The organism is Streptomyces sp. GL_141 (assembly GCF_057834385.1).
This window is the reverse complement of sequence record NZ_CM174402.1, coordinates 1,943,299-1,957,254: the sequence shown is the minus strand read 5'-3', so window position 1 is coordinate 1,957,254 and position 13,956 is coordinate 1,943,299. Positions and strand designations below refer to the sequence as shown.

Genomic DNA, 13,956 nt, shown 5'->3' with positions numbered 1-13,956 from the left:
TCGCCGACCGTCTGACTTAGGTAAGGCTAACCGAATGCTCGGTGCGTGGTCAACGTGCGGAGCGCCGTCGGAGGGGTGATCCGGTGCGCGGAGTGTGCCGATCTTCAACTCCGGGTAGGAATAGAGGATTTGTTTCACCACATCGGGATTTCGTCGGTATCGTTGATTCCAGCGTGGTGCGAGGCACCGCTGTGACGCGTGGCTCCGGGAATTGATCCTGGAGGCCCTGAGGGTCGGGTGGTTGACGGTCCGAGGGCGGCTGCTAGCCCGGGTGGTACCTCCCATGAGGTCTGATCCCGGGCCGAGCGGCAACCGGCGGCGGCGGGGTCGGCCGGCGCGCCGCGCGGTAGTGAAGCACCCCGCGCCCGTACCCCTCCCCGGAGGCGGTGCGGACAGGCCCCGGCAATGCCGTCCGGACCAGCCCGTGCGTGCCTGCGGAGTTGATTCCCCGTGTCTCCTGAGAACGGCGCGACGCCCCACCGCGACTACGAGGTCGACGACGGCGGTGACGGCAGTACGAGCATCCACTTCGCCGCCTTAGGGATCGACCGGCCCTACCGTGCCACCGCCGAGCGGCTCTGGCGCGAGTTCCGTGAGGAACTCGCAGCGGACACCCGGCTCCTGATACCGGCCTCCGTCGCCCTGCACGCCGTCGAACTCGCCGGACCCCGAGGTCAGTTCCGCCGCTCGCGGAGCAGCAGCCCCGCATTCCACCGGCAGCACACGCAGGAGGTCATCCTCCGCGGCCTCCGTGTCATCGCCGGGATGCCCGGCGTCCGGGTGCACTCCGTCTACCGGGAGACGGTCGACTACGCGCGGGACCGCCCGGCGCTGTTCGCGGCCTTCGTGCGCGACCTGAACGCCGAGCTGGCCGAGGACGGTACGTACGGCCGGCTGATCGTGGACGGCGACGGGAGGGAGGCCGCGCTCCGGGAGGCCCACCGGACGCTCTCCCCGCAGGGCCGGTACCTCGTAGGCGATCCGGTGTTCGAGCCCGCCCGCACCCGCGACCTGCTGCAGGCCGCCGACTTCCTCGCGTACGCGGCCTACCAGGCGGTCGCCAAGAGGGAATCCCGCAAGTCCATGTGGCACTGGTTCGCCGAGACGTTCCCGCACGCCGAAGGGCCCCGCGCCCGCTGAGGGCGCGAAACGAAAGGGGCTGGGCCCCGGACGGATCCGGGGCCCAGCCGGGCAGGACCTGGGAGCCCGCACGAGGCGGGGCCAGAACCGCGTTTCCAGTCTCCCATATCGACCCACCAAGAGGAGTGGCTCCATGCCCGCGTCCCCATCCAACCGTCCGGCCTCGCCGATCATCGTCACCTGGGGCAAAGAGCAGGTCGAGGTGTCCACCGTCGACCGCGAGCTCCCCGAACCCTCCGCCATGGACGACCGGAGCAAACTGGTCAAGGCGGGTCTGAACAGCTCCCTGGTCTCGCTGCCCGAGGACGCGTGGCACGCCGTGGCCCGGGGCGCGGTCACGCCGGAGACGGTGACCCTGCAACTGCGCGAGTCGCAGGACGCCCGCGCCGGCCTGCTCCTGGAAGAGCACGTGGACGGGGCGACCCTGCGCTCCGTGCACTCCCGGCTCTGGCTGTCGGAGATCTTCCCGGCCATCCAGCCGCGCACCGGGCAGGAACTGCTCGGGGTCGACGACCCCCGGGTCGGCGGGGTCGCCGAGGACGGGGAGCCGCAGGCGATCCTCCGGTACCTCTACGAGAGCCCCGCGCACCTGCGGAAGCACGTACAGCAGACCATCTCGGCCACCCTCTACAAGAACTCCTACGTCGAGTCGATCCTTGCCCGCCGGGTCACCCGCGCACTGATCGTGCACCCGGTCGTCTACGAGTTCGAGGACGGCTCCGACCCGGTCTACGGCCTGATCGCCCGGGACGGGATCACCCGGCTGGCCAGCGCGTGGAACGTGTTCGCGGGACCGGACGACGACCCCGAGGACGTCGGGAAGCTGGCGGCCGAGGTGCTGGTGGCCGAGCAGCGGCCGTCCGCGAACGACCCGGTCAGGCCGTTGACCCAGCGGATGGCGCTGGCCCGGGAGAACTGGCGCAAGGGCCAGCGGGCGCAGTTCACCAAGGAGATCGCCTCCCTGGCCGTGGACGAGGCGCCGCCCCTGTCGGCGATCCGGATCGCGCAGTCCTACGTCGTGCCCGCGCACATCACGGTCGGCGTACGGGGGCACGACCGGGAGGACTCGCTCAATGCCGAGGAGGTGTTCGACGACGCGCTGCGCTCGATCCTCGCCTCCGTGCACGTGGAGTTCAAGCCGTGGGACAGCTCCGCGCAGAACGTCGAGGTCGTCAGCCGGGCCCTCAAGCGCGTCCTCCTGAGCCGGAAGCAGGAGGGTCTCGAACCGGTCTACGAACTGGCCGTCGGACGGAGGAAGGCCTCGGAGGTCTCCGCCGTGTACGGGGACCCGCGGATCCCGGGCACGGGCCTGTGGCGCGCCGTGCGACTGCTGCACACCCTGACGCGGCCGGCCATCTCCGACGAACTGCGGAACCGGGCCAAGGAGATCAAGGGCGAACGCCGGATGACGGACAAGGGGTACGCCAGCCTGCTCGGCCCCATCGTCGACCATCCGTGGCGGTCCACCAAGAAGTCCGCCGCGCAGCAGGCCCGCAACGCCTGGTCCAACGGCGGTGTCCTCTTCAAGGAGATCCTCGCCGACGGCTGGGTCCCCATAGTGACCGACGACTTCACGGCGCTGGTGGAGCCTGCGCTCGGGGGGAGTCAGGACGCCCGGCTGACGCTGGCGCTGGCCGGCGGCACGGCTCTGATCGCCGACAAGATCCTCACCCGGAACGTGGGATCGGCGGTCGGTCTGTACAGGGCGCCGGGCAAGGTGCCCTTCCGCGCGGACCCGCACAAGGTTATCGAGGGGCTCGCCCGGGCGGACAACGCCCTCGGCCTCTGGATCCTGGCCTTCGCGGCCCAGCGGTTCGAGGATGGCCAGCTGCCCCGGAACTCGGGCACCAAGCAGGCGCTGGGCCTGCCGGGGGACCCGCAGTCCACGGCCGGAGCCGCGTACCAGCACCTGATGGTCGACCTGGAGGCGGACGACCGCGTCCTGCGGGAAGACGGCGAGCCGGTCCTGCTGCTCGAATGGGACGTCGTCGTCGCTTCCGACGAGGAGCGGGCCGCACTGGTCCTCGGAACCCTGGACGACGATGACGACGATGACGGGGACGGGGACGAGGACGGGGACGAAGGTGATGACGAGGACGGCGCGGACGACGACGGCCGGGACGGGCAGTGGTCCGGCGGTGCGGGAGGCGGGGCAGGGGCCGGGGCGCCGGAGCCTCCGAGGGACATCTCCGACGTGCGCCGCGTGTTCAAGAACCTCCTGAGCGACGCCAAGGTCAACCTCGACCTCCTGGAAAGGCTGGGGGAGGGCGTGACGCTTCCCCCGGTGTTCGGTGTGGAGACCAACTGGGCCGAGCTGCGCGATGCGGCGATCCACATCCTGAGCGTGATCGAGAACCACAAGGACGACTACAAGCGGGACGAGCCCGAAGAGGGCTGAGCGCACGCGACGGCCGGGACGGGCTCCAAGAGCCCGTCCCGGCCGTCGTGTTACACCGGCAGGCCCGTGTGTTCCTTGATGCGCTTCATGATGATCTGGGAGTTGACCTCCGTGACGCCCGAGAGGGCCGTCAGTTGCTCGATCCAGAGGCGTTCGTACGCGCGGAGGTCCGCGACCGCGATGCGCAGGAGGCAGCCGGGGCTGCCGAAGAGGCGGTAGGCCTCGATGACGTCGGGGATGTCCTGGAGGGCCGCTTCGAAGGCTTCGACGGCCTCGCGGTCGCGGCGGACCTCCACGGAGACCAGGACCTCGAAGCCGCGGCCCACCGCTTCGGGGGAGATCACGGCGCGGTAGCCCTGGATGATGCCTTCCTCTTCCAGTTGGCGGACCCGGCGCATGCAGGGGGAGGGGGTGAGGCCCACGCGCTGGGCCAGTTCCTGGTTGCTGAGCCGGCCGTCGGCCTGGAGCTCGCGCAAGATTTCTTTGTCGATCGCGTCCATGGCGCAATTATCACTCAGGTTTTATTGCGGGGTGGGGGGAAATCGCAATCGCATTGCGCGTAGATCGGCCTACTATTGCCGTTTGTAGAAAATCTGTGCGGGCCGTTTCGGGCTGTGTGAGGGAAGGGTCGTGGTCATGGGACGCATCGTCGTGATCAGTACGGGCGGGACGATCGCCAGCCGCTGGCAGGGTTCCGGTTTCGCGGCCGACGCCGACGGGGCCGAGGTCATGGCCACCGCTCCGCTGCCGGAGGGCGTGAGCGTCGAGGTCGTCGACCTGTTCAGCGTCAACAGCCCCCGGCTGACCACCGCGCACCAGCTGACCCTGCTGCGGACCGTGCACGAGGTGCTCGCCGATCCGGGGGTGGACGGGGTCGTCGTCACGCACGGCACCGACACGCTGGAGGAGTCGGCGTTCCTGCTGGACCTGCACCACCACGATGAGCGATCCGTGGTCTTCACCGGCTCGCAGCGGCCCATGGGGGCGGCCGACGGGGACGGTCCCGGCAATCTCTACGATGCCCTGCTCACCGCGTCCAAGACGCGCGGGCTCGGCGTCCTGATCACGTTCGCCGGCCGGGTGCACGCGGCCCGCGGGACCGTGAAGGCGCAGGCCGTGGCGCTCGACGCCTTCGCCGACCCGTCGAAGGAACTGCTCGGGAAGGTCGGCTTCGGCAAGGTCACCGTGCTGCGCACGCCGGTGCGGCCGGAGCCGCTGCCGCTGCCCGCGATGCCCGAGGCGCCGGAAGGGCCGCCGCGGGTGGACGTCGTGGTGCACCACGTGAGCGGTGACGCGGTGCTGCTGAACGCCGCGGTGGCGGCGGGCGCGCGCGGGATCGTGCTGGTCGGAACGGGCGCGGGCAACGCGACGCCGGAGGTGGTGGACGCGGTGAAGGCGGCCGTCGCGCAGGGCGTGCTGGTGGCGCTGACCACGCGGGTCGCCGCCGGGCCGGTGACGGAGATCTACACCCACGGCGGCGCGGTGGACCTGGTCGCGGCCGGGGCCGTGCCGACGGGGACGCTGCGGGCGCCGCAGGCGCGGGTCGCCGTGCTGGCGGCGTTGCTCGCCGAGGAAGAGGTCGAGGAGCGGGTGCGGGTGCTTCGGCGGATGCTCGCCACTGGTGGGCCGGTGCTGGTCGCCGCCTGACCCTGGCCACCGGTGGGCCCGTGCTGGTCGCCGCCTGACCCTGGCGGTGGTCCGGGCTCCCGGTGCCCGCCGTGCCGGATTCCGGGGCGGGGTCGGGGGTGCCGCTGCGCGGGGCTTGCTCCCCGCCCCGCCCTTTCTCCGTTTCCCGGGGCTCCGCCCCGGACCCCGCGCCTCAAACGCCGGCGGGGCTGGATTCGGTCGGCCCCGGACCCCGCGCCTCAAACGCCGGCGGGGCTGGATTCGGTCGGCCCCGGACCCCGCGCCTCAAACGCCGGCGGGGCTGGATGGGGTTGGGGTTCCCTCAGGAGTGGGTGAAGGCTGCCAGGAGGCGGTCGGCTGCCAGGGTGGGGGTCAGGGTGCCTGCTCGGACTGCTGATTCCAGGGTCGGGGCCAGGTCCCGTACTGCCGGGTTGGAGCGGAGGCGTTCGAGGAGTTCGTCGTGGACCATTGACCAGGTCCATTCGACTTGTTGGGCTGCGCGCTTTGATGCCAGGCGGCCGCCTGCTTCGAGGAGTAGGCGGTGTTGTTCCAGGCGGTTCCAGACCTCCTCCAGGCCGGTGGATTCGCGGGCGCTGCACGTGAGGACGGGTGGGGTCCAGGCGGCGTCGGCGGGGTGCATCAGGCGCAGTGCGCTGGAGAGTTCGCGTGCCGCGGACTTTGCGTCGCGTTCGTGTGGGCCGTCGGCTTTGTTGACGGCGAGGACGTCGGCGAGTTCCAGGACGCCTTTCTTGATGCCTTGGAGGCCGTCGCCGGTGCGGGCGAGGGAGAGGAGGAGGAAGGAGTCGACCATTCCGGCGACGGTGGTTTCGGATTGGCCGACGCCCACTGTTTCGACGAGGACGACGTCGTAGCCCGCGGCCTCCATCACGATGATCGATTCGCGGGTTGCTTTTGCCACTCCGCCCAGTGTTCCTGCGGAGGGGGATGGGCGGACGAAGGCTGCGGGGTCGACGGAGAGGCGTTCCATGCGGGTTTTGTCGCCGAGGATGGAGCCGCCTGTGCGGGTGGAGGAGGGGTCGACGGCCAGGACCGCCACGCGGTGGCCGAGGCCTGTCAGGAGGGTGCCGAAGGCGTCGATGAAGGTGGATTTTCCGACGCCTGGGACTCCGCTGATGCCGATGCGGCGGGCTCGTCCCGCGTGGGGGAGGAGTTCCGTCAACAGCTGCTGGGCCAGGGTCCGGTGTGCGGGCAGGGTGGATTCGACGAGGGTGATGGCGCGTGCGATGTATGCGCGTTTCCCGTCGAGTACGCCCTTGGTGTAGGTGGTGATGTCGATCCGGGCCACGGCGGCTACAGCTCGTGGCCCAGGTCGGCGGCGAGCCGCGTGACCAGGTCGTGTGCGGCGTCGGGGATGACGGTGCCGGGTGGGAACACCGCCGTCGCTCCCATTTCGAGGAGGGTGGGTACGTCCGCGGGAGGGATGACGCCGCCCACGACGATCATGATGTCCTCGCGGCCCTCGGTGGCGAGGGCTTCGCGCAGTGCGGGTACGAGGGTGAGGTGGCCGGCGGCGAGGGAGGAGACGCCGACCACGTGCACGTCGGCCTCGACGGCCTGGCGGGCGACTTCCTCGGGGGTCTGGAAGAGGGGGCCGACGTCGACGTCGAAGCCGAGGTCGGCGAAGGCGGTCGCGATGACCTTCTGGCCGCGGTCGTGTCCGTCCTGGCCCATCTTGCAGACCAGGATGCGCGGCCGGCGGCCCTCCGCCTCCTCGAACCGGTCGACGAGCGTGCGGGTGCGCTCCAGGGACGGGGACTCGCCTGCTTCGGTTCGGTACACACCCGAGATCGTACGGATCTGGCTCGCGTGCCGCCCGTACACCTTCTCCAGGGCGTCCGAGATCTCGCCGACCGTGGCCTTCGCACGCGCCGCGTCCACCGCCAGGGCGAGGAGGTTGCCGTCCCCGCGCTCGGCCGCGTTGGTCAGGGCCCGCAGGGTGTCCTGGGTGACCGCCTCGTCGCGCTCCTCGCGCAGCCGCCGGAGTTTGGTGATCTGTTGGGTGCGGACGGAGGAGTTGTCGACCTTGAGGACGTCGATTTGCTCGTCGGTCGCGACGCGGTACTTGTTGACGCCGATGACCGGTTGGCGGCCGGAGTCGATGCGGGCCTGCGTGCGGGCCGCCGCCTCCTCCACGCGGAGCTTGGGGATGCCCGCGTCGATGGCCTGCGCCATGCCGCCGGCCGCCTCGACCTCCTGGATGTGCTGCCAGGCCCGGCGTGCCAGGTCGTACGTCAGCTTCTCGACGTAGGCGCTGCCGCCCCACGGGTCGATGGACCGGCAGGTGCCCGACTCCTGCTGGAGCAGGAGCTGGGTGTTGCGGGCGATGCGGGCGGAGAAGTCGGTGGGGAGGGCGAGGGCTTCGTCGAGGGCGTTGGTGTGCAGGGACTGGGTGTGTCCCTGGGTCGCGGCCATTGCTTCGATGCAGGTGCGGGTGACGTTGTTGAAGACGTCCTGCGCGGTGAGGGACCAGCCCGATGTCTGCGAGTGGGTGCGCAGGGAGAGGGATTTGGCGTTCTTCGGGTCGAACTGCTTGACCAGGCGCGCCCAGAGGAGGCGGGCCGCGCGGAGCTTGGCGACTTCCATGAAGAAGTTCATGCCGATCGCCCAGAAGAAGGACAGGCGTGGTGCGAAGGCGTCCACGTCCAGGCCGACGGCCTGACCCGCCCGCAGGTACTCCACGCCGTCGGCGAGGGTGTAGGCGAGTTCGAGGTCGGCGGTGGCTCCGGCTTCCTGGATGTGGTAGCCGGAGATCGAGATGGAGTTGTAGCGGGGCATCTTCTGAGAGGTGAAGGCGAAGATGTCGGAGATGATCCGCATCGAGGGCTTCGGCGGATAGATGTAGGTGTTGCGGACCATGAACTCTTTGAGGATGTCGTTCTGGATGGTCCCGGCGAGCTTGTCGGGCGAGACGCCCTGCTCCTCCGCCGCCACGATGTAGAGGGCGAGGATGGGTAGTACGGCGCCGTTCATCGTCATCGACACGGTCATCTTGTCCAGCGGGATGCCGTCGAAGAGCTGGCGCATGTCGTAGATCGAGTCGATGGCCACGCCCGCCATGCCGACGTCGCCGGTCACCCGCGGGTGGTCGCTGTCGTAGCCGCGGTGGGTGGGCAGGTCGAAGGCGATCGACAGGCCCTTCTGGCCGGAGGCGAGGTTGCGCCGGTAGAAGGCGTTGGACTCCTCGGCGGTGGAGAAACCCGCGTACTGCCGGATCGTCCAGGGCTGGTTGACGTACATCGTCGGGTACGGTCCGCGCAGGTACGGGGCGACACCGGGGTAGGTGTGGAGGAAGTCCAGGCCCTCCAGGTCGCGGCCCGTGTACAGGGGCTGTACGCCGATGCCCTCGGGGGTTTCCCACAGGAGTTCGGTGGCGTCGGAGCCGGTGGACTCCTTCAGCGCGGTGCGCCACTGGTCCTCGGAGCCGGCGGCCGGGGCGGCGCCGTCCAGGGGGAGTTCGGAGAAATCGGGGATACGGGGGGTGCGGTCGGTGCTCAAGACGCGACTCCCATCCGGTCGAGTACGGAGGACAGCACGGCGACCGCGTCGCAGCCGGCGAAGACGTACTCGTCCACTGCCGCCGCGGAGGTGCCGGGCTTGCCCGCGAGGAACAGGGTCGTCGCGCCGGCCGAGCGCAGGGCCGCGGCCACCGCCTCGGCCTGCTCCTCGTACAGCGCGTCGCTGGAGCACAGCACGGCCATGCCGTCGGCGCCGCTTGCCGCGTAGGCCGCTGCTGCTGTCTCCGGGGTTACTGATACGGGGTCGTGGACCGGGGTGATGCCGCCTGCTTGGAACAGGTTGGAGGCGAAGGTGGCGCGGGCGGTGTGTGCGGCCGCCGGGCCCAGGGCCGCCAGGAAGATGGTGGGTCGGGTGCCGGTTGCCGCGAGGTGTGCGTCGCTGCGGGTGCGCAGGGCCTCGTACGCCTCGTCGCGCCGGACGCGGGGGAGTCCGCCGGTGAGGGGTGCCGGGGCGGGTTCCCGTATGACGGGCTTTTCGGACAGGTGTGGGAACTCGCTGACTCCGGTGATGGGTTCGCGTCGGGTGGCGAGTTTCTTCGAGCGTGTGGCCCAGGTGGTGGCGAGGCGGTCGGCGACCAGGCCGGAGCGCAGGGCGGCGGCCTGGCCGCCGGCCTTCTCGATGGTCTGGAAGAACTCCCAGGCGGCGTGGGCGAGTTCGTCGGTGAGCTGCTCGACGTAGTAGGAGCCGCCGGCCGGGTCGATGACGCGGGCCAGGTGGGATTCCTCGAGCAGGATCGTGGAGGTGTTGCGGGAGATGCGGCGGGCGAAGGCGTCGGGCAGGCCGAGGTCCTGGTCGAAGGGGAGCACGGTGACGGCGTCGGCGCCGCCCACGCCGGCGGCCATGCAGGCGACGGTGGTGCGCAGCATGTTCACCCACGGGTCGCGGCGGGTCATCATCACCGGCGAGGTCACGGCGTGCTGGCGCTGGGCGCCGGCTGCCGGGGCTGCGCAGGCTTCGGCGATCCGGGCCCACAGGCGGCGGGCGGCGCGGAGTTTGGCGATGGTGAGGAACTGGTCGGCGGTGGCGGCGTAGCGGAACTCCAGCTCGCCGAGGGCCGCTTCGGTGCTCAGACCGGATTCGGTGAGGGCGCGGAGGTAGGCGACCCCGGTGGCCAGGGAGAGCCCCAGCTCCTCCGCGGCGCTGCCGCCCGCCTCGTGGTAGGGCAGGGCATCAACGGTCAGAGCACGTACATGGGGCCAGGCGGCCGTGTCCGCGGCGAGCGCGGCGGCCTCCGCCAGGTCCAGTGCCTCACCCGTCCGGGCCTCGTGGCCCAGCGGGTCGGCGCCCAGGGAGGCGTGGGCGGCCTCGGGGGCCACCGCGCGCTCGGCGTACAGCGCGAGCAACGCCCGGGCGGCTTCGGTGAATTGGGCTCCGGGGTCCAGGGAGACGGGCGCGAGGTCGAGGTAGACCCCCTCCAGCGCACGGCCCAGGCCCTCCGCGGGGAGACCGGCGTCGCCGACGGCCAGCCACAGCGAGGTGGTGCCGTTCTCCAGATCGGCCAGGGCCGCGTCGTTCACCCGTACGGGGTCGGTGCCCGCGATCCGCTGGCGCACGTCCCAGCCCGAGGCGGCGCTGCCCTCGGCGCGGCCGCCCCGCACGAACGGCGCGAAACCGGGGAAACCGGTGTCGGCCGCGGCGTCGGGCGCGGTGTACAGCGGGCGGGTGGTGAGCCCGTCTTCAAGCTTCGTGGACAACGCGTCTTCCGCTGCCTCGCCGGAAACTTCCTTGCCCGACTTGCGCAGCACGCCCTCTACCAGGCGCTGCCACTGCTCATGCGTCGCGTCAGGGAATTCGGCGGCCAAGGAGAGCCCGTCATCAGGCAGGACCGTCATGGCTCGAATGTTAGGGGGGTACCTGTGAACGACCTATAACCACCGGATGTGATCTCGCCCTCTCATGTGAGTCGGGAGGGGTCACGAAAGAGCGGGGCGAGGAGGACGGTCGCGGAGGCTACCGGGAGTACGGCCGGACCCGCCTGCGGGGCGACGATCCGCCGCCCGTAACGCTCCTGGTCACCGGCCGCGTCGCGGATCTCGTCGAGGTAGCCGTCGTGGAGGATGCTGGCCAGCTCGGCGACCACCATGACGGCCGGGTTGAACACGTCGAGGAGCAGTGCGGCGGCCCGGCCGACCGTACGGGCGCGTTCGCGCAGCAGCCGGTCGGCACGGGGGTCGCCGGTGGCGGCGGCGTCGACCAGGAGGTTGACTGCATTGTCGGCGGCTTCCGGGACGATGCCGCGGCGCACGGCCTCGGCGCCGAGGACCCCGTCGGAGGCGCTCGCCTGGAGGCAGCCCGTACGCCCGCACGCGCAGGGCGTCCGCGAACCGGGCACCGGGAGGTGCGCGACGTCCCCGGCGGCGGCTTCCGGGCCCTGGTGCACGGTGCCCTCGATGCCGAAGGCGGCGTCGACGACGTTGCCGATGAACAGGTGGAGGAGGCTGGAGCGGGCCTCCGGGCGGCCGAAGAGGATCTCGGCGTGGGCGATGGCGCGGGCGTGGTTGTCCACGGAGACGGGCAGGCCGAGCCGGTCGGAGAGCTCGGCGGCGAGGGGGAGCTCGCGCCAGCCCAGGGCGTCGTGGCGCACGACGGTGCCGTCGGCGGGGCGGACCCAGCCGCCGAGGGCCGCGCCGACGCCGAGCAGGGGGCGGCCGGCGGGGTTGGAGACCTGGAGGAACCGGCCGAGTTCGGCGGCGATGTCGGCGGGGAGGCTGCCGGGGGAGCGGCCCGCGTGCGGGAAGGCCCGGCGGGCCAGGACGCGGCCGCGCAGGTCCACGAGGCTGAAGGTGGAGGCGGGCACGCCGATGTGCAGGCCGGCGGCGAGGGGGCCGCCGAGGGGGCCGGTGTGCAGGTCGAGGGGGATGCGGGGGCGGCCGGGGCCGGGCCCCGTGCCGGGCCCGGCCCCGGTTGCCGCGGGCGGCTGCTCCGGCTCGGGGTGCTCGTGCAGCAGGCCGGCGCGGAGCAGGGCCGTGGTCTGCCGGGACACCGCGGCCGGGCTGAGACCGCAGAGCTTCGGGATGTCGCTCCGCGCGAGGGGGCCGTGGGCCAGGACGGCGCGGAGCACGGAGGCGGCGTTGGCGGCGGCCCGGCTGTCACCGGGGGTGGGGGGCACGGGCGGGCTCCTCGGGGGGTGGGGTGTGGTCCCGATCATGCCGTGTCGCTGCGCTCGGCGGGGGCGGGTGGGGTCGCACCGTGCGGCGCCGCTCCCGGGGCTCGGCCCCGGACCCCGCGCCTCAAACGCCGGCGGGGCTGATTTGGGTGGCCGGGTGGTGTGGTGTCGTGCGGCTCCGTTCCGTTGCCGGGGCTCCGCCCCAGGCCCCGCGCTTCACGCGGCGGCGGGGCTGTCGGGCTCGGTGTCGGTGGGTGGGGTTGGGGTCGGTCTGGTGGTCTGGGGTGGCGGGATCGCCTCGGGGCTCCAGTCGACGGCGAAGGTGCGGAAGGCGTCGGCGAACACCTGACCACCGGGCAGGGCGTACCCGCGGCGTGCGTGGCTTCCGGAGGGGGTGGTGCGTGGCGGGTGCGTTGCGGTGGCGTGAAATCAGGCCATGGGTTTCGGCCGTTCCGGGAGTGGCGGGACATGGTGAAAGCGCAGGTCGTGGGGGGTGTGTGCCGGGGGTTCGGGGTGATGGTGGGGGGTGTTCCGTGGGGTTGACCGGGGGTGGGGGCGCTGGCAGTCTCCGGGACATGACCGCGACCGAGTTCCTCGCCCCGCGGCTCCACACCCCCGGCCTCTGTACCGCGCCGGGCGAGTGTCAGGGCCGTCGCTGTACGGCCCCGCGCTGTTCCTGAGCGTCTGCGCCCCTGAGCCTCCCGAGGCCCTTGCATCACCGACGTGCCGAGCGGGCGGGCGTTCGCGCCCCGCCGTCCGGGGAGGTCGTACGGGCTCGCGCCGTGTCACCGGCGGACTGTCGGTGGTCAGGGTTCCGGGTTCAGGGCTCCCGGTTCAGGGCTCCGGGTTCAGAGCTCCGGGTTCAGGCCGATCGGACCCGGGTAGCGCCCGCTCGCCCCGTCGTCGGCCGCTCGCCGGCTGCCCGGCGATCCTCGTCGGACTCTGACCGCTGAACTTCGCTGCCCCGCCGCCGGCCCCTGCCCTTTGACGCTCGCCGCCCGCCGAACCTCGTCGCCCCCGTCGCACACCATCACCACCCGTCCGTCTTCCCCGGCCGGACCTCCCTCGTCCTCGTCCGTCCTCGCTTCCCCTCATTTCTTCCTCTGCGGAAATAAACAAGGAGCCCGTCATGTCCACTGCCACCCGCACCGACCTCACCGTCACCAAGATCGGCGGTCGCATAGGCGCCGAGATCGGCGGAGTCCGGCTCGGCGGCGAGCTCGAAGCCGAGGCCGTCGCCGGGATCCGGGCCGCGCTGCTCGCCCACAAGGTCGTCTTCTTCCGCGGTCAGGACCACCTCGACGAGGACGGCCACGAGGCCTTCGCCGAGCTGCTCGGAGCGCCCGTCGCGCACCCCACCGTGCCCTCCGCCGACGGGCGCTACGCCCTCGGCATCGACTCCCACCACGGAGCCCGCGCCAACCAGTGGCACACGGACGTCACCTTCGTCCCCGCCTACCCCGCCTTCTCCATCCTGCGCGCCGTCACCATCCCGCCGTACGGGGGCAACACCCTGTGGGCCAACACGGCCACCGCCTACGCCGGTCTGCCCGAGCCGCTGCGCGTCCTCGCCGACAGCCTGCGCGCCGTGCACTCCAACGAGTACGACTACGCGGCCCTGAAGCCCGACGCCCTGCCCGAGGCGCTCGCCCAGTACCGCGAGGTGTTCACCTCCACCAAGTTCCTCACCGAGCACCCGGTGGTCCGGGTCCACCCCGAGACCGGCGAACGCACCCTGCTGCTCGGCAACTTCGTCCAGCGGATCAACGGGCTCACCGGCCGCGACTCGCGCCTCCTCCAGGACCTCTTCCAGGCCCACATCGAGCTCCCCGAGAACACCGTCCGCTGGCAGTGGCAGGCCGGTGACGTCGCGATCTGGGACAACCGCGCCACCCAGCACTACGGCGTCGACGACTCCGACGACCACGAGCGCACCCTGCGCCGCGTGACCGTCGACGGCGACGTCCCGGTCGGGCCCGACGGGGTCCCGTCCCGGCTGATCAGCCCGGAAGCCGTGCCGGACCCGGCCTTCGGCATCGCCTCCGGAGCCTCGGCCTCGGCCGCCGAAGCCTGAACCTCCGAAGCCCGAGCCGCCGGGCACCGCGCCTGGCCCCGCCCCGCCCCACCCCGCCCGGCCCCGAACGACCCG

10 protein-coding genes are annotated in these 13,956 nt (G+C 71.8%); 4 read left to right on the top strand and 6 right to left on the bottom strand.

Annotation, left to right across the window (positions count from 1 at the left end; genetic code table 11):
- Positions 1 to 450: 450 nt before the first annotated feature.
- Both AC3IX6_RS08320 and AC3IX6_RS08315 read left to right on the top strand, forming a co-directional pair.
- Positions 451 to 1,140, top strand: coding sequence for a DUF3800 domain-containing protein (locus AC3IX6_RS08320; RefSeq protein WP_489369594.1), 690 nt, complete (start codon positions 451 to 453; stop codon positions 1,138 to 1,140).
- A 133-nt stretch (positions 1,141 to 1,273) separates the two neighbouring features.
- Positions 1,274 to 3,538 (top strand): hypothetical protein, encoded by a 2,265-nt coding sequence (locus AC3IX6_RS08315; RefSeq protein WP_489369593.1) that lies wholly within the window; start codon positions 1,274 to 1,276, stop codon positions 3,536 to 3,538.
- Between the two features lie 50 nt (positions 3,539 to 3,588).
- Here the strand turns inward: AC3IX6_RS08315 and AC3IX6_RS08310 are convergent, their stop codons facing one another.
- Positions 3,589 to 4,038 carry an Lrp/AsnC family transcriptional regulator gene (locus AC3IX6_RS08310; RefSeq protein ID WP_489369592.1) on the bottom strand — a complete coding sequence of 150 codons (450 nt, stop codon included), beginning with the start codon at positions 4,036 to 4,038 and terminating at the stop codon, positions 3,589 to 3,591.
- A 136-nt stretch (positions 4,039 to 4,174) separates the two neighbouring features.
- Here AC3IX6_RS08310 and AC3IX6_RS08305 point away from each other — a divergent pair, with 136 nt between their 5' ends.
- Complete coding sequence (locus AC3IX6_RS08305; protein WP_489369591.1) at positions 4,175 to 5,185, top strand: asparaginase; 1,011 nt, start codon at positions 4,175 to 4,177, stop codon at positions 5,183 to 5,185.
- 301 nt (positions 5,186 to 5,486) lie between these two features.
- Here the strand turns inward: AC3IX6_RS08305 and meaB are convergent, their stop codons facing one another.
- The 5 genes from meaB to AC3IX6_RS08280 all read right to left on the bottom strand — a co-directional run bounded on the left by meaB (position 5,487) and on the right by AC3IX6_RS08280 (position 12,152).
- Positions 5,487 to 6,470: a methylmalonyl Co-A mutase-associated GTPase MeaB gene (gene meaB, locus AC3IX6_RS08300; protein WP_489369590.1), complete on the bottom strand. Its 984-nt coding sequence runs from the start codon at positions 6,468 to 6,470 to the stop codon at positions 5,487 to 5,489.
- A gap of 5 nt (positions 6,471 to 6,475) precedes the next feature.
- Positions 6,476 to 8,656, bottom strand: a complete 2,181-nt coding sequence (gene scpA, locus AC3IX6_RS08295; protein WP_489371371.1) for a methylmalonyl-CoA mutase — start codon at positions 8,654 to 8,656, stop codon at positions 6,476 to 6,478.
- A gap of 20 nt (positions 8,657 to 8,676) precedes the next feature.
- Entirely contained in the window at positions 8,677 to 10,533 is a 1,857-nt protein-coding gene (locus AC3IX6_RS08290; RefSeq protein ID WP_489369589.1) for a methylmalonyl-CoA mutase family protein, read from the bottom strand.
- A gap of 62 nt (positions 10,534 to 10,595) precedes the next feature.
- Positions 10,596 to 11,849 (bottom strand): ROK family transcriptional regulator, encoded by a 1,254-nt coding sequence (locus tag AC3IX6_RS08285; RefSeq protein ID WP_489369588.1) that lies wholly within the window; start codon positions 11,847 to 11,849, stop codon positions 10,596 to 10,598.
- Between the two features lie 174 nt (positions 11,850 to 12,023).
- Positions 12,024 to 12,152: a hypothetical protein gene (locus AC3IX6_RS08280; protein ID WP_489369587.1), complete on the bottom strand. Its 129-nt coding sequence runs from the start codon at positions 12,150 to 12,152 to the stop codon at positions 12,024 to 12,026.
- A 784-nt stretch (positions 12,153 to 12,936) separates the two neighbouring features.
- Here AC3IX6_RS08280 and AC3IX6_RS08275 point away from each other — a divergent pair.
- Entirely contained in the window at positions 12,937 to 13,881 is a 945-nt protein-coding gene (locus AC3IX6_RS08275) for a TauD/TfdA dioxygenase family protein (protein WP_489369586.1), read from the top strand.
- Positions 13,882 to 13,956: the final 75 nt, after the last annotated feature.